At 44.8% G+C, this 16,345-nt stretch carries 12 protein-coding genes and 5 tRNA genes; 1 reads left to right on the top strand and 16 read right to left on the bottom strand.

Annotated features, from left to right (window positions below; all coding sequences use genetic code 11):
* Positions 1-635 precede the first annotated feature (635 nt).
* Positions 636-3,146, top strand: a complete 2,511-nt coding sequence (locus BEL05_RS00450) for a TonB-dependent receptor plug domain-containing protein (RefSeq protein ID WP_028765019.1) — start codon at positions 636-638, stop codon at positions 3,144-3,146.
* A 63-nt stretch (positions 3,147-3,209) separates the two neighbouring features.
* On the opposite strand, the gene gloA is transcribed toward BEL05_RS00450, so the two are convergent.
* From gloA to BEL05_RS00370, 16 genes are all read right to left on the bottom strand, one after another.
* Entirely contained in the window at positions 3,210-3,620 is a 411-nt protein-coding gene (gene gloA / locus BEL05_RS00445; protein ID WP_028765020.1) for a lactoylglutathione lyase, read from the bottom strand.
* A gap of 534 nt (positions 3,621-4,154) precedes the next feature.
* Positions 4,155-5,531: an amidohydrolase family protein gene (locus tag BEL05_RS00440; protein WP_069669942.1), complete on the bottom strand. Its 1,377-nt coding sequence runs from the start codon at positions 5,529-5,531 to the stop codon at positions 4,155-4,157.
* A 94-nt stretch (positions 5,532-5,625) separates the two neighbouring features.
* Complete coding sequence (locus BEL05_RS00435) at positions 5,626-6,657, bottom strand: helix-turn-helix domain-containing protein (RefSeq protein WP_028765022.1); 1,032 nt, start codon at positions 6,655-6,657, stop codon at positions 5,626-5,628.
* 110 nt (positions 6,658-6,767) lie between these two features.
* Positions 6,768-7,400 carry an endonuclease III gene (nth, locus tag BEL05_RS00430; protein WP_069669941.1) on the bottom strand — a complete coding sequence of 211 codons (633 nt, stop codon included), beginning with the start codon at positions 7,398-7,400 and terminating at the stop codon, positions 6,768-6,770.
* A 3-nt stretch (positions 7,401-7,403) separates the two neighbouring features.
* On the bottom strand, positions 7,404-8,102 hold the full coding sequence (locus tag BEL05_RS00425; protein ID WP_028765024.1) for an electron transport complex subunit E: 699 nt from the start codon (positions 8,100-8,102) through the stop codon (positions 7,404-7,406).
* A complete protein-coding gene (gene rsxG / locus BEL05_RS00420) occupies positions 8,095-8,733 on the bottom strand; it encodes an electron transport complex subunit RsxG (RefSeq protein WP_028765025.1) in 639 nt (212 codons plus the stop codon). The genes BEL05_RS00425 and rsxG overlap by 8 nt, the downstream gene beginning before the upstream one ends.
* Before the next feature lie 19 nt (positions 8,734-8,752).
* On the bottom strand, positions 8,753-9,805 hold the full coding sequence (gene rsxD, locus BEL05_RS00415; protein WP_028765026.1) for an electron transport complex subunit RsxD: 1,053 nt from the start codon (positions 9,803-9,805) through the stop codon (positions 8,753-8,755).
* A 2-nt stretch (positions 9,806-9,807) separates the two neighbouring features.
* Complete coding sequence (gene rsxC, locus BEL05_RS00410) at positions 9,808-12,288, bottom strand: electron transport complex subunit RsxC (protein WP_069669940.1); 2,481 nt, start codon at positions 12,286-12,288, stop codon at positions 9,808-9,810.
* The gene (rsxB, locus tag BEL05_RS00405) at positions 12,282-12,851 is read right to left on the bottom strand and encodes an electron transport complex subunit RsxB (protein WP_028765028.1); all 570 of its coding nucleotides are present in this window, start codon (positions 12,849-12,851) and stop codon (positions 12,282-12,284) included. The genes rsxC and rsxB overlap by 7 nt, the downstream gene beginning before the upstream one ends.
* Before the next feature lie 2 nt (positions 12,852-12,853).
* The gene (rsxA, locus tag BEL05_RS00400) at positions 12,854-13,432 is read right to left on the bottom strand and encodes an electron transport complex subunit RsxA (protein WP_028765029.1); all 579 of its coding nucleotides are present in this window, start codon (positions 13,430-13,432) and stop codon (positions 12,854-12,856) included.
* A 95-nt stretch (positions 13,433-13,527) separates the two neighbouring features.
* On the bottom strand, positions 13,528-15,444 hold the full coding sequence (locus BEL05_RS00395) for an EAL domain-containing protein (RefSeq protein WP_069669939.1): 1,917 nt from the start codon (positions 15,442-15,444) through the stop codon (positions 13,528-13,530).
* A 119-nt stretch (positions 15,445-15,563) separates the two neighbouring features.
* A tRNA-Asn gene (locus tag BEL05_RS00390) sits at positions 15,564-15,639 on the bottom strand.
* 32 nt (positions 15,640-15,671) lie between these two features.
* Positions 15,672-15,747, bottom strand: a tRNA-Asn gene (locus BEL05_RS00385).
* A 33-nt stretch (positions 15,748-15,780) separates the two neighbouring features.
* Positions 15,781-15,856, bottom strand: a tRNA-Asn gene (locus tag BEL05_RS00380).
* Between the two features lie 26 nt (positions 15,857-15,882).
* Positions 15,883-15,958: transfer RNA gene (locus BEL05_RS00375), tRNA-Asn, on the bottom strand.
* A gap of 66 nt (positions 15,959-16,024) precedes the next feature.
* Positions 16,025-16,100 (bottom strand) — tRNA-Asn (locus BEL05_RS00370).
* Between the last annotated feature and the right edge of the window lie 245 nt (positions 16,101-16,345).

Genomic DNA, 16,345 nt, shown 5'->3' with positions numbered 1-16,345 from the left:
GTTTTAAACTACCGTTGTTATAACTAAATCAAAGTTTAATCTTTATTAATTAGCACAGGGTATAAACACTTTATTCTGATTGGTAAGCGGTTGCTGAAAAGCGCTCCTAATTTTTGACTTGTTATTTTTAGGCATAGTTACATAAATGTCACACTTATAGAGTGCTTCTATCAAATCGCGGCTCATTTTTATGTATCATATTGTATCTTATTGGTTTTCGTTTCAATTTCGTAACCTTTTCTGGCTTTAGGATAAGTAGCCTTGTATATATTTCATTCATAATGAGTCTGTTGACCCATAGGTCTAACAGTCATTAAAACTGAAAATATGTGATGGGTGTCACATAACTTGAATTTGTGTGCGTTGTATTTATGTTGCGTTTGTAACGGTATGATTAGCTGGCTTGGGGATAAATATATAGTGATATTCTCTAGGTATTCAAATTATGTCGATGTTCACAGGTTTTTTGTATTTACGTTGTTAACTGTTATGTCATGTTATTTAACTCACCATTATCATTGGTTAATTATTTAGTAGATTGACTGATTTAAAGTGAAACTTCAGTATCAATTTCAGCGCTTACAAATAAAAGTAGAGCGTAAAATAATAACATTGAGTAAGGGAGTTAAATTTACATGGTAAAAACAACAAAGTTGGCCTCGGCTATAAAGTTGAGTTTGATAGCCTCAATATCGAGCAGTGCCTTTGTCGTCTCTCATAATGCGATCGCTGAAGAAGAAAGTGCCACGTTTGAGCGAATTGCAGTGACAGGCTCCCGTATTCAACGTCAAGATATGGAAACTGCATCGCCAGTGACAGTCATTGACGCCAGTGCGATACGAGCAGAAGGTTACAATTCAGTCGATGAGATTTTGCAGGCTCAACCAGCGATGGCTGGTATGGCAGCCGGGTCAACGACGAATAACGGTGCGGATGGGGTTGCGCAGGTTGACCTTCGTGGCATGGGGTCAAGTCGTACCTTGGTTCTATTAAATGGGCGTCGTATGGTGAACTCAGGATCGGGGGCTGACAGCGCCGTGGATTTGAATACGATTCCTGTGGCGATGATTGCCCGCGTTGAGATCTTAAAAGACGGTGCCTCAGCGGTTTATGGTTCAGATGCCATTGCCGGTGTTGTTAACATCATTACAAAGAAAGATTTTGAAGGGTTTCAACTTGATGTCAATGGTGGTGTGACGGATAAGAGCGATGGTGAAAATCTTGAACTGAGTGCCTTGTACGGTTTCAATACCGATAACGGTAACTACACGTTTGGTGTTGCTTACTCTGACCGCGGCGGTGTCATGCAAAAAGACCGCGATTGGGTGGAAGAGGGGGCAAGTAGCTTCGTACCTGGTGGCTCTTTGGGTGGCAAAGTACAAGATGAAAACGGTGATTGGGTTGCACGTACGGAAGGCTACGATTACACCCAAGATAGTTGGCTACAGACACCAAGTACTCGCTATAGCTTCTTCGCCAATGCCACTCAAGAGCTTAGCAACGATATTATTTTCACCGGTGATGTACTGTATACCAAACGTCAGTCAGAGCAGATGATGGCGCCTCAGCCTGCCTCTGTAATGCTTGATGTATGTACGCCTAGCTCAACAGGTAACTGTATTACCTTAACCGATGAGATGCTTGCTGGCGGTATCTCAGCTGATGATCAAGGTAAAGTTGAGTACCGTCGACGTATGACAGACGCAGGCAACCGTATCTATGAGCAAGACACAGATACGCTGCGCATCTCTGCAGGCCTTGCAGGGGTGCTGGATGTACATACCGGGATCGATTGGGATGTTGCTTATACTTACGGTAAAAACAAAGCTGAAACTTGGGTTCATAACTCAATTAATGCATCAAACATGGAGCAATCTATGTATGACAATCAAGATGCATGGTTCAGTGGTGATCCACTGTCAGACGCGATTGTTAATGACATCAGTTATCTAGAAAGTACAACTGGTGGTAACGAACAGCATATCGTATCGGGTGTTATTAGTGGCGAGGCATTTGAATTAGATGCAGGGGCTGTGGCTTATGCTATCGGAGCTGAATATCGTCATGACAGCGGTTACTATAACCCTGATCCAGTGATTGTTGCGGGAGACGGCACTGCAGCGCAGCAAGACCCAACAGATGGTAGCTACAGTGTATTCTCGGTATACCAGGAAGTTAGCGTCCCATTTACCGATAAGTTAACGGGTGAATTCGCGCTGCGTTTCGATGATTACTCAACCTTTGGTAATGCATCGACTTGGAAAATCGGTCTAACCTATGAAGCGACAGATGATCTAATGCTTCGTACCGTCGCGGCGACAGGTTTCCGAGCTCCAAATGTGAGCGAGCTATATGGTGGTAACGTTGGTTCATACGACTACCTAGATGATCCGTGGGGTAATGAGCAAGATCCGCAAATCTTAGTTAACTACACCTCAGATCCCGACTTGAAGGCTGAAAGTTCTGAGTCCTACACTGCTGGTCTAGTTTATTCACCAAGCTACATCGATGGTATGTCTGTGACTTTAGATTACTGGCGCTTTAAAATCACCGATGCAATCTCTCGTCTAGATGTTCAAGCTGGTCTAAAGGCGTGTTATGAAGGTGATGCCACAGCGTGCGAAACCTTTAAAATTGGTGCCAATGGAGATTTGACAGAGTTAACCAATCCGCTGACTAATGTGGGTTATCAAGATACCAGTGGTGTTGACTTTAACTTGGCATATCGTTTCGAAGGTTTAGGGTTAGATTGGAAAGTCAGCAATGATTTGACCTATCTACTTAACTTCGAGCAAGATGGCGTTGACTACACGGGTACCATCGGTGGTATGTTCGGTGGCTACGCAGAAGTGAAAAATAACTTTAGTGTACAAGCGAGCCAAGGTGATTGGAGCCTAATGTATTCAAATCGCTACATCGGCGAAATGAATGACATTAACTATGGTGATAAAGCAGAGTCTGTGCTTTATCACAATATTTCAGGTTTGTACCACTTCAATGACAGTGTCACCGCAACTTTAGGTGTCAAGAACCTAACAGATGTTGAACCTGTCATGGTTGCGAGTGGCAATGAAGCTGGTACGGTTCCTGAAGTGTATGACACCCTTGGACGTCAGTTCTATGGTGGTGTGACGGTGAAGTTCTAAGCCTATCTCTATAAAGTAATAAAAAAAGCGCCATCTGGCGCTTTTTTATTACCCAAGTTAAACCTAACCTAGGCCTTGTTGGGCGGATTTCATCTGAATGAATTCGATTTTGTAGCCATCAGGATCTTCAACAAAAGCGATTTCAGTCGAGCCGCCGGCGACGGGACCGGGTTGACGAGTAACCTTGCCGCCTGCCGCTTCGATGGCAGCACAGCGACTATAGATATCTTCCTCGCCAATGGCAAGGTGACCAAAGGCACTACCAAGATCGTACTGGTTTGTATCCCAGTTGTAGGTAAGTTCAACCACCGCAGCACCGCTGTCTTCATCGTCAAAACCAACAAAAGCAAGGGTATAGCGATATTCAGTATTTTCAGAGCGGCGCAGCAACTTCATGCCTAAGATCTCGGTATAAAAATGGATACTGCGCTCTAGATTGCCAACTCGTAGCATGGTGTGGAGTAATTGAGCCATGAAGACCTCTTCTGTTGCGATAGAAATGAGGAGGCATTATACCCATGTATTGGCCGATAGTTGCACTCAATAACATATTTTATATAGCAAAGTGCCTGATATGGCTTAGGAAAACAGTATTATCTATGACCATTATATTTGACAAAATAAGTCTATGACGTGCCTCACACTTTATGCTTTAAATCATGGAGTTAAATTAGGAGATACGGATAATGGAACCATCAACATCGAGGAGTTTACTATGTCTTACGAATTAAAAATGGCTGTAGGTTTGGCTATCACGATTGCAGCATTTCTTTCTATATTTTTTGTGTGTTTGTTTTAAGCTAGGTAAACGAAAACAGTTTTTGTCTAGCGCCTTAACAGAAGCTCGTTAAAAACTGTTTGATAACAGTGTACTGAGTGTTAGCGATGTCGAACGGCGCACAGAAGCACTAAAAGAGCCACTATTGTGGCTTTTTTAGTATTTACATCATTGAGCATTTGGCTATATAGCTTAGCTCAAGATCGTTTTCAAATCAGGCTATTTGGGGTTTACAGAGCTTCAACTAATACTTTCAGTTCCTGCCATAAACTTCTTGACGCTATCGCTTGTTCTCGCATTTTTTTGAGAGTTTGTTGTGAATACCAATGTCCATTCTTTATCACTGCGCTAGGTTCTTTTAACAGGCTTAAGTCATCTATTGGGCTAGATTGGGTATAAATAAAGTCAGCTTGTAAGCTCTCACGAATGTGGCCAATGTTGTGTTCAAGCTTGAGCGCTCGTGCGGGGTTGATAGTGGCTGCAGCGAGTACTTCAAAAGGTGAAAGCCCCGCTTGGAGGAGGAGTTGGATCTCTTTGTGTGTTGCGAGTCCATGTGGTGACAATAGTACGCCAGAATCGGAACCAACCAGCAATGGTATGCCGCTCTGATGTAGTTTTTGGGTAATAAAGATCAAGAAATCTAACACTTTTTGATTGTGCTTTGCCATGTTTTCAGAGGCCGTTAACCAGCGTTCAACCTGATTGTTTGACGTTTCTAAGGCAATAATATCTGAAGTGTATTCAGGGTTTGTTTTAGCCAAATAGGGCGCTTTTTCTTGACTGAGTTGAGTGAGCTGCGCATAGATGTTTAACGTAGGCGTTACCGGTACACCAGTTGCCTTTAATTCAGCGACCACCTCAGGGAGTAACTCGGGAGCAAATTGGTAATTTAGGGGACCTTGATAGATATCCTCGACATGTTCAAGAGATTGTAAACCACTCAACGAGCCTGTCACCATATCGCCCGACCCGTGAGGGCCGTGTTTAGCGATGGGCATATTGAGTTGCCGCCCCTGTGCAATGATGGCCGTTAATGTTTCTTTACTTAAATTCCCATAGGCTTTGATGAGGTCATAGCCTTGCTCAACATATTGGGTTACAGCTTGTTTTGCTTGCTCTGCGGTATGCACTGAATGATGTAAATATGCATCGTCATAGGCAGATATAATTGGGCTACTTACGGTTGAAGAGCTACCTATCAGGCGTCCTGCGTTGACTTGTTCTCGCCAGTTTAGGTGAGCTGGGATGCCGTTCATGACCCTTACGTGAGTAACGCCATGACTGAGGGTTAATTGGTAAGCGGCTGTTTCATACATGTGAACATGCATATCGATAAGACCTGGGGTAATGAAGCCACCCTTACCATCAATATGAGTTAACCCTGAGTATGTATCATGACGATTTGGGTTAATAATGGCATTGATTCTACCGTCTATGACGATGATATTTTTTCTCGATAGCACTTTTTGTTGAACAACATCAACTACGTTGATATTTGTTAGCACAAAGCTGTTGTCTACGTGATGGTTAGCGTCCTGCGGTTTAACGCCTGTGCCACAGCCAATGAGGATACTGGACAGGACTGATATCGTTAGTAAGATTCTCATGGTGTAATTCCTTATGGTTCGATAATCATAAGGTAAACAGAGCGGAAGTTTTAAACGCTTAAGATCAAGACATTAGACGTCTATGATCGTGATGTTAGACTGACATATTCATTTTATACTCGCTGGGTGTTTTCCCTGTGACTTGTTTAAACACTTTATTGAAGGAAGCTTTGGAGCTAAACCCCGCTTTAACAGCCACATCCAAGATTGATTGGTTTGGTTGCCTTACGAGTGATTGACAAACATGCTCAACGCGGTATCGATTGATATAGTCATTGAAGGAAGTCTCAGCACATAAATTGATGGCCCGAGAGATATCTCGACTTTGCAAGCCTGTTAGCTCGCTTACTTGATTTAATGTTAATCGGGGTGTGAGAAACCATTGATTCGTTGTGAGTAACTTATCTAGCTCTGAAAAGACGCTTGTGTATTCACTCTTTTCATCGGGTAAGTGTCGCTGCGTTAATTTACTTGTTGCCTCAGCCTTTATTGGATGCTGCGGCAGGCGACGTTGTTTTGACAGCATATAAATCATCACCATGATCGCAACTAGCCAGATAAGGGTATTCAAGCCTTGCCCAAGTAGGTTGAGTTCATAAGAAATCATATGCTGAGTATTGAGCCGTATCAGATCTATCAGGGTAAAAGCAGAGGTGAGTAAGACTATTCCGACCAACCAGTTAAGCGAGTATTCATCGGAATCAGAGCGTTGTTCATCAAGCAAACGTTTAAACTTTAACAGAATAAGCACTGATAAGAGTGCGTATGCTAGACGCCAGAGAGTGCCGAGCGCAATAATTGCCTGCACGTGATGGGTAAACATTAAAAAGGGAATCACTGGCAGTAAATGTGCCCATTCATAAGGTTTGAGCGTTTTATTTACGATGAGTTTGATTGCCAAATAGTTAGCTGGGCCAAACAACATAATAAATATGGGGCTAACTAAGTAAACGTCTCGGGTTAGGCCAGTCTCTTCAAAGATGTTAATGAGTGATGCAAAGGCGATGAGCCAAAGTACGAATGAAACGCCCCTGAACTCATTAGTTCTCCACAGAAGTAGACCTCCTAATACACCGACGGTAATGGTTCCGGCTTGAAACAAGTTAACAATGTTCAGTTGCTCCATTAGGTATCCCATTGACTAACGGTCGATAGATAGACTTAATCGTGATGTGTTACACCATAGACAGCTTTGTGCGGGCATCTGATTAAGTCACTATTTTAATGCACGAAAGATCACTCTGTTTTTTCTTTAAATTCACATAACTCTTCGATAAGGCAACTCCCGCAGCGTGGCTTTCTTGCGATACAGGTATAACGGCCATGCAAAATAAACCAGTGATGTACGTCGACTTTAAATTCGGCGGGGACAACTTTTAACATCTGTTGCTCGACTAAATCGACATTTTTGCCCATGGCAAATTTAGTTCGGTTTGCGACACGAAAAATGTGGGTATCTACGGCGATAGTTGGCCAACCAAAGGCGGTATTAAGTACGACGTTGGCGGTCTTTCTACCGACACCGGGTAGTGACTCTAACGCCTCTCTATTTTCAGGTACTTCGCCATTGTATTTTTCAATTAAGATTTCACAGGCTTTAATTACGTTAATTGCTTTATTGTTATATAAGCCAATGGTTTTAATATAACTTTTGAGCCCCTCTACGCCGAGATCAAAAATAGCTTGCGCGGTATTGGCGACAGGGAATAGCTTATCGGTTGCTTTATTCACGCTAACGTCAGTTGCTTGTGCTGATAAGGTTACAGCGACCAACAGCTCGAAGGGCGATGAAAAGTTAAGCTCGGTTTCAGGCTTAGGGTTATTATCCCTAAGGATGGTTAAAATCTGACGACGCTTCTCTGTATTCATCGTTTAGCTCACCTTAGTAATGCGTGCGCGAGTGACCGCCGGTTCTGGATTGGCTGGCATGGTTCGTTGTGCTAATTTGCTGTCGATGACATTTTTGATAGCTATTAAAAATCCCATTGCAATAAAGGCTCCGGGTGGCAGCATGGCGAGTAAAAAGTTGGTGTCTACCTGCCAAAGATGGATGGTTAGTCCTTTAGCCCAGTCACCTAATAAGAGGTCGGCCCCATCAAACAAAGTGCCTTGTCCTAGTATTTCACGACAAGCGCCAAGTACCATGAGCACTAAGGTGAAACCTATGCCCATCATTACGCCGTCGAATGCAGCTTTAGCGACGTTATTACGTGACGCAAAGGCTTCAGCACGGCCGATAATTACGCAGTTGGTAACGATTAGCGGCAGGAAAATACCCAACGAAAGATAGAGGCCGTAGGCATAGGCGTTGATCAATAGTTGTACACAGGTCACGAGAGCTGCAATGATCATGACAAACACTGGAATACGGATCTCTTTAGGTACATAGTCTCTAACCAGAGAGACCAAAATGTTCGAACCAATCAATACCAACATGGTCGCAAAGCCAAGACCAATTGCATTAGTCAGGGTTGCGGTAACAGCCAATAGGGGACATAACCCTAAAAGCTGGACTAAACCTGGATTGTTTTTCCATAAGCCTTGCCACGCAATTTCACGATAATCACTCATAGTTGACCTCACAGTTTGCAGGGCGGTTCATCAACTCTGCCTTATTGGCATTAAAGTAGAGTAGGGTACGTTTTATCGCGCCAACATAGGCTCTTGGCGTGATGGTGGCACCGGTAAATTGGTCAAATTGGCCACCATCTTTCTTAACGGCCCAACGTTTATCTTGCGCACTTGTTATCGACATCTGATTAAAGGCTGTCACCCACGAAGATTTACGTAGGTCAATTTTATCGCCTAAACCAGGCGTTTCATTATGGTTTAAGGTGCGAACGCCAAGCACTTCGCCTAGGGTATTGATGGCAACGATGATTTTTATCTTACCGTTATAGCCATCAGGGGCGACGGTTTCCATGGCAATGGCAACACCTTCACCTTTGAGTGTAGCGATATAAGCGGGCAGCGGTTCATCGACACCAAGCACCTGCTCGTCGTGGATTAAGATACAGTGTTCAATCAATGCATTGTCATGTATTGAGTCTGGAATTATTTGGTGCAAGGTCCGCATTAACTCAAGATCTTGTTGCGTCTTAATCCGCTCAAAGGTGAATTGATTCACGCTCGCCACTAGCGCCGTGCAAAGCAGGGCGAATAGGGCTAGCAAGCTACCATTTTTGGTTATAGAACGTTTCAATTTTCACTCCTGCCTAGGGTTAGTGGCTAGACCGATGACCATAGGCTCGGGGTTTAACATAGTAGTCGATAAAGGGGGCACATAAGTTGGCTAACAACACCGCAAACGCGAAGGCGTCAGGGTACCCCCCAAAGCTGCGGATAACGTAAACCAGCACTCCAATGAGTGCGCCAAAGATTAAGCGGCCTCTCGGGCTAGTCGCTGCGGTGACAGGATCTGTCGCGATAAAGAACGCCGCCAGCATAGTCGCACCAGAAAAGAGATGCAGTAGCGGACCTGTGTGAGTGTCAGGGCTTAACAGATAACCGACTCCAGCGCAGACAAATAAACTACCCAGTATACCGATGCTAATATGCCAACGGATCACCTTCAGCTTTAGCATCATCAATCCACCAAGCAAGTAGGCCACATTTATCCAGGCCCAGCCCACGCCAAACCCGTCAGAAAATGAGGGTAAGGTTAAAGCTTCATCAATGGTTAATCCTGTTGATAGACTTGTTTTAATTGCATCAAGTGGGGTGGCCATTGACACGCCGTCAAAGCCCGCACGGTAGGCTAAAATCTCCTGGCTGCTGGCGCCTTGAAAGATAATCTGCAAACTGCTTAACAAACTCACATCATTGAGCGCAGCGCCAGTAGGGGCGACCCATGTTGTCATCTGTAATGGGAAGCTAATGAGTAGCATGACGTAGGCAGACATGGCTGGATTAAAAATATTATTGCCTAAGCCACCATAAAGATGTTTAACGACGACAATCGCGAAAATGGCGCCAATTGTGGTTATCCACCAAGGTGCTAGCGCGGGAACAGCTACACCAATCAATAAGCCGGTTAATGCCGCACTATTATCACTTAAGGTGGGCCATACTTGACGCTTGCGGCTGGTTAATACTGCAGCTTCTGCTGCCATGGCGACGGCGATCGCCAACATTAATTGAATAATGGCGCCCCATCCGAAAAAGTAACATTGTGCAAGTACACCCGGTACGGCGCAAAGCATCACTTTTAACATGACCGACTTGGTTTGGGCGCTTGTATTTAAATGGGGCGATGACGCCAATTTAAATGCCATGGTTAATCCTTGTTCTGGTCATTGGTAAGCATAGATTCTTGTGTCAATTTTTTTGCCTTAGCTTTTGCTACGGCGGCCGCGATTTTTGCCTTCTTAATCTCTGCTGGCGACGCTATTTGAGCTTCATCGGCCTCGCTGGTAGCACTTTTTTGACTCTTGGCGTCAGCCAATGTCACACCGTCTTCTGGCGCACTATCTGGCCCAATGCTAGCCTCTGTTGGCGCGTGCTCTTGATTAGTCAAGGATTGCTGCGCGAGCTTTTTCGCTTTAGCTTTGGCAACGGCAGCAGCGATTTTAGCTTGTTTTTGCTGAGCGGGTGTTAACGAAACATCTGCACTTGAACCGTCTGTAGCGCAGTGCGCTGTCAATGCCGAGGTATGGGATGTTTCGGCGTTAGCACTATCTGCGTCAGCACTTTGTGCTTGTGCGCGCTTCTTTGCTTTAGCTTTGGCAACGGCTGCCGCAATTTTTGCTTTTTTAGCCTCATCAGCCGATATCGTCTCTGGCTGGGCATCCAAAACAGGCGCAGCAGCGTCGCAGGCATCACTATTACGACTTTCTTTTGCCTTTGCTGCTTTTTTAGCTTTTGCTCTTGCGATGGCGGCAGCGACTTTTTCTTGCTGGGTCGTTAACCCTGGTTCCTCGTTTGTTGCTGTTTGTTGCGCCTTCTTGGCTTTAGCCCTTGCAATTGCTGCGGCAACCTTCTCTTCTCGCGGATCAGGCGTTTCAGTTGCTGGTTCCTTGACTGGGGCTATGCTTTGAGCCAGCTTTTTAGCTTTAGCGCGCGCAACGGCTGCAGCCACTTTTTCCTGTTGCGTGGGCACACTGTTTTCAGTTTGCTCTACTGTTTTAGCCTGCTTCTTTGCCTTGGCTCTGGCGATGGCCGCGGCCACTTTATCTTGCGGTGCATCACTAACATTTTCTGTTTGCGTGGCAGCTTTTTTCGCCTTGATCCGTGCCATCGCTTCTGCAACAGCATCTTTATCATTGTTAGACATAGCGGCTTTGCGTTTATTTGCCGCTTGCTTCGCTTTTTCTTCGCGGGCTCGTTTCTCCTCTTCGAGCCGTAAGGTTCGTGAGTCAAAACGTTGCTTTGCGAGTTCTGCTTGCTTTTTCTCTTCTGCCTCAACTTTCAAGGCTGATTTCGCTACCCGATAGTATTCGACCAAAGGGATATCACTAGGGCAGACGTAGCTGCAACACCCACATTCGATGCAATCTCTTAGGTTGTATCCTGCAGCCTTATCGTACTCTTGCGCTTTGGCATGCCAAAACAGCTGTTGAGGTAAGAGTTGCGCAGGGCAGGCAACGGCACATTCACCGCATCGAATACAAGGCTGCTCTTTACGCTCAGGTGCGATTTCTTGTTGTGTTGGCATCAACACGCAGTTAGTGCCTTTTAGCACGGGAGCGTGTCTATTGGGAAGCATATAGCCCATCATTGGACCACCAATGATTAATGGATCGTCATCGTTGCCCAAATACTGGGTTTTACCCAGCAAGTCGTCAATTGGTGTCCCGATTGGCAGCCAATAGTTCCCGGCTTGGCCGACATGACTTCCGGTCAAGGTCACCACGCGCTCAATCAATGGCATATTGCAATATACCGCTTGATCAATAGCAAAAGCCGTACCGACGTTTTGTACCAAAATGCCTAATTGCGCCGGAATTGAACCAGATGGTACTTCTTGGCCGGTTAATATTTGGATCAACTGTTTTTCACCACCAGAAGGATAGAGCGTCGGGATCACTGTGACCTTGGCAAGATCGCTCGGTAAGGTGCTTCTATTTAACGCATGGCGCATCTGCTCGCTAGCTTGCGGTTTGTTGTCCTCAATGGCGATAACAATACGTTTTGGTGACAACAATTGATGGATAATGGTGATGCCGCTGACAATCTCATCACAATGTTCTTGCATCAATCTATCGTCAGAGGTGATAAAGGGTTCGCACTCGACGCCATTAATGATTAGCAGTTCAATTTCGCTAACTGGCTTTAACTTTATATGGGTTGGAAATGCCGCGCCACCAAGTCCCGCGATACCAGCTTGTTGGATACGAGACAAGATCGCTTCGTTGTCCATTTTGACCACGTCGCTCGGGTCGAGACGTGCGTGTATGCTGCTTACAAGGGTATCTTGCTTATCGTTTTCAATCACGCAGCTTAAAACGGGTAAACCTGAAGCATGGTTGCTGGGACGCTCTTCAATCGCAATAACTTTGCCCGATACGGGTGTATGCACGGGTAAATATCGAAAACCCTCGCCATGGGTGAGCGCCTGGCCTTTAAGCACATTTTGCCCAACGTCAACAGTAAGACTATAGGCGTCTCCAGCCTGAGGAACCGGGATAATATAGTGATCGGCTGGGGCTAGTCTTGCTATCGCAGAATGACTCGATAAGGTTTTGCACTCGGGAGGATGAATACCACCGGGGATTTTCCATAGTGTCCCTTTATCTATCTGTTCAAATAAGGTTAACACTTGGCATCCTCACTAAGATTAATAACGGGTATAGCATTGAGTTTCCAATTCCAGTTTTGCACCGTTTGTCCGACAGGTAACATATCGATGCAATCTACAGGGCAGGGCTCAACGCAGAGGTCACAGCCGGTACAATAGTCGGTGATGACTGTATGCATCTGTTTACCTGTACCCAAAATTGCATCAACCGGACAAGCCTGAATGCATTTTGTGCAGCCGATACATTCATCTTCTCGAATGTAGGCAACTTTCTTAATCTGTGTTTCAGCGGTGGCGGTTAATGGCTCAGGGTCAACGCCCATGAGTTGTGCCAATTTTTCCATGGTTGCCGTGCCACCGGGTGGGCATTTATTGATTTTTTCACCATTGGCTATCGCTTCAGCGTAGGGCCTACAACCGGGATAACCGCATTGGCCGCATTGTGTTTGTGGCAACAAGGCTTCAGCCTGTTCGACAATGGGATCACCCTCAACTTTGAATTTTTCGGCTGCGAAACCTAGCAGTGCCCCAAAGACTAGTGCTAAAACGCTGAGCAGACCGATAGCGATAAAAATTTCAATCATGCTTAGCTTACCAATCCTGTGAAGCCCATGAAGGCAAGAGACATAAGGCCTGCAGTGATCATTGCTATTGCACCGCCCTTGAAAGGCTCTGGTACATCAGCGGCTGCTAGCCGTTCACGCATAGCGGAAAATAGAATCAATACAATCGAGAAGCCTGCCGCAGCACCAAAGCCATAGATGGCTGACTCGATGAAATCGTGTTTTTCATTGACGTTAAGCAGTGCAACACCCAATACCGCGCAGTTGGTGGTGATGAGTGGCAGGTAGATCCCTAAAGCTCGATGCAGAGAGGCACTGGTTTTTTGCACCAGCATTTCAGTAAATTGTACGACGACCGCAATGACTAAAATAAACGCCATTGTGCGCAAATAACCCATTTCAAAGGGCTGCAGCAGGTAGTTGTCTACGAGGTAACTTAAGACTGATGCGAGTGTCAATACAAACGTCGTCGCCATGGACATACCGATGGCAGACTCAAGTTTGCTGGATACGCCCATAAATGGGCATAGTCCGAGGAATTTGACTAATACAAAGTTGTTGACCAGTACTGTGCCGACCAAAAGTAGGAGATATTCACTCATCTCTTTATGCTATCTATTTCTAAATTATGGCGTATTATCGGCCTTTCGGCTGGGATTAACAACACATAGAATGCAGGGATTAATCCCTTTTTGATTTAAGTGACTGTTGATTGTTCATCTTTTGTTGAAATAGGTTTGGGCTTAGCAATGTAGTAGCCTTGAAGACCGTCGACCAAAAGGTGTTCAAATGCCAGTTTTTCTTCTTGGCGTTCGATACTGGTAGCGACCACTTTTATCGATTGTTTGCGCGCAACATCCACAATCATCTTCACAAAAAAGCGGTTATTGTCATCACTGTCGATGGCATCGGTATAACTGCCATCGAGCTTAATAAAGTCCGGCCTAATCTCTTTAAAAAACTTAAACGAGGTGAAACCCATCCCAAAATGTTCGACCGATACCCGTGAGCCAACGCTATGCATATCGCGGACGAACTTATAGGCCATGTTGATATTGGCTTGCATTCCTGATTCGTTAACTTCAAGTACGATGCGTGAAGCTAAAGAGCGCTGGCGGATAAATAGATCTTTAAGCCATGCAACAAAGGTCGGTTGAGTAACTGATGCTGTGCTGATATTAATGCCAAACACGCCATCTAGATTAGGGTTATCCATCAGTAGACGAAAGGTATTGAGAATAATGATTTTGTCGAGTTCGACACTTAAATTATGCCGTTCAGCCATGGCAATAACGGTTGCGGTCGGTAAAAATTTGCCTTCTTTACTGTAAAAGCGAGACAGTAGCTCGCGATATACTTTTTGTTCGCCACGGCACGGCTGAATATCTTGGGCGTGAAAACGCAGTGCTTTGCGGGCGATGATATCTTCAACGGCTTCTTTCCAGCGCGAATCTCCAAATAGCTCATCGCCATTGAGCTTTTCTTGAATATGGTAGCTGTTAGGACCTAGCGTCTGAGCAATACTGACTGCAGCATCACCTAAATACACTAACGATAAAACTTCATTACCTTGCTGGTACGGAACTAACCCCGTATACGCAACTGATTCAGCCTCGATGGTTTGCTGGTACTCATCAAATTCCGACTTAATTTTATCGAGTATTGCTTCGGCGTCGTTAATCACCAGATCAGGGATAAATACAGCAAAATCAGCGCTTGAAATTCGGTAAAACTCGACATGTAACTGCTCGGATAAGGCCTTTCTTAAGCAGTTTGCCACGCCTGCAAGGTAGTCGTCGCCAGCGACTCGTCCTTGGGCTTGATTAATTGCCCCAAGTTCAGTGGCTTTAACCATGGCGAGTAGACCAATTCTGTCTTTACCCGGTTTGGCGAGGTTGTCTAATTTATCAGTAAACTTAGGTCGGGTACTGAAGCCTGTGACCGGATCTTGATAGGCTTCACGATTTAGCAACTCATTGTGTTTATTAATCTCGATAAATTGCTGATGCAGCGCTGTTCGGCTGTTCTCTATTGCCAGCCCTACGGGTTTTAGCTCGCCGCGAAATTTAGAGTGAGCGAGTGCATCAAATTTGAGTGAGGCAAGGGAGGCGATCGCCTCGCTTGCATAGCGAATTGAACGTTTTAAGCGACTCATGAGTAAGCTAAAGAGTATGGCAATAAGCAAATACAGCACCCACAAATAAATTAAGTTGCTTTTTAATGACGATGCAGCGCTGTCTAAAATGGGTTCAAGGCTCAACTTAACTTGTAAGCGCCCCATAGGCAGTGCTCGTGTATCACCGAGCTCTTGAATAAAAAGACGCTTAATTATGTCTGAGCGTTGGCTCATTAGCTGACCGTAAGTGAAGTTAAAACTACTGTCTTGACTATGGATATACTGAAAAAACTGAAATGAATAAGTTTGTTTAAGGCGTGAATAAAGCGCTTCACCGTTCTCTGGAAGGGAGGTTAACCATACAGAAGAGCTGGTGTAGCTATTGAACTGTTCTGTCGCTAATTTCGTCACACGTTCAGCTTCAGCCCGATAAAGCACGAGCGTGATACTGATAAATATTACCACAAGCAAAAAGTGAAAAGTTTTCGAAACACTCATAACAAGTTAGTCCAACGTGATCGGCAAGTTAATTTTAGACAAAATTATTGCGTACAGTCTAACTTATTATCTAATAAAGCGAAATTATATTAATAAGGAGGGCAATATCTTAAAAGCAGTGGCTCCCCAGACTGGACTCGAACCAGTGACATACGGATTAACAGTCCGCCGTTCTACCAACTGAACTACAGGGGAATCGATTTTTGCTTGGTAATATAATATTGAAGTGGCTCCCCAGACTGGACTCGAACCAGTGACATACGGATTAACAGTCCGCCGTTCTACCAACTGAACTACAGGGGAATCGTTTTCTTCAATATTTTTACTTTATGTAAGTGGCTCCCCAGACTGGACTCGAACCAGTGACATACGGATTAACAGTCCGCCGTTCTACCAACTGAACTACAGGGGAATCGATACTTACATATGTGTTAAAATTGGCTCCCCAGACTGGACTCGAACCAGTGACATACGGATTAACAGTCCGCCGTTCTACCAACTGAACTACAGGGGAATCGATTTTAACACTAAGAGTTAATCTATCGATTATGCTCTTACATCTTCATATAACGTTTGCTTTTGGCTCCCCAGACTGGACTCGAACCAGTGACATACGGATTAACAGTCCGCCGTTCTACCAACTGAACTACAGGGGAATCGTTAAAGCAACTCGTCGTTGAAGACGGAGCGCATATTAAATCGCTCTTACACACGAGTCAACTCAGGTAAGGAAAAAAAGTGTAATTATGCTGTTAAGTGCTCAACTAACGCGCATCGTGTCGAGATAGTCATCAAATTGTTTACCTTATCTGCAGTTTCTCATGTTGTTAGGCTAACTGCCTGTTCATTAATTAATAAATGGCTAATTTAAGTGGCTGAATTCTTAATAAGGTTTCAATTG

Origin of the sequence: Shewanella colwelliana, assembly GCF_001735525.1 — a bacterium.
GTDB lineage: Bacteria > Pseudomonadota > Gammaproteobacteria > Enterobacterales > Shewanellaceae > Shewanella > Shewanella colwelliana.
The sequence above is the reverse complement of the archived record's forward strand: the minus strand, read 5'-3'. Positions and strand labels throughout refer to the sequence as shown.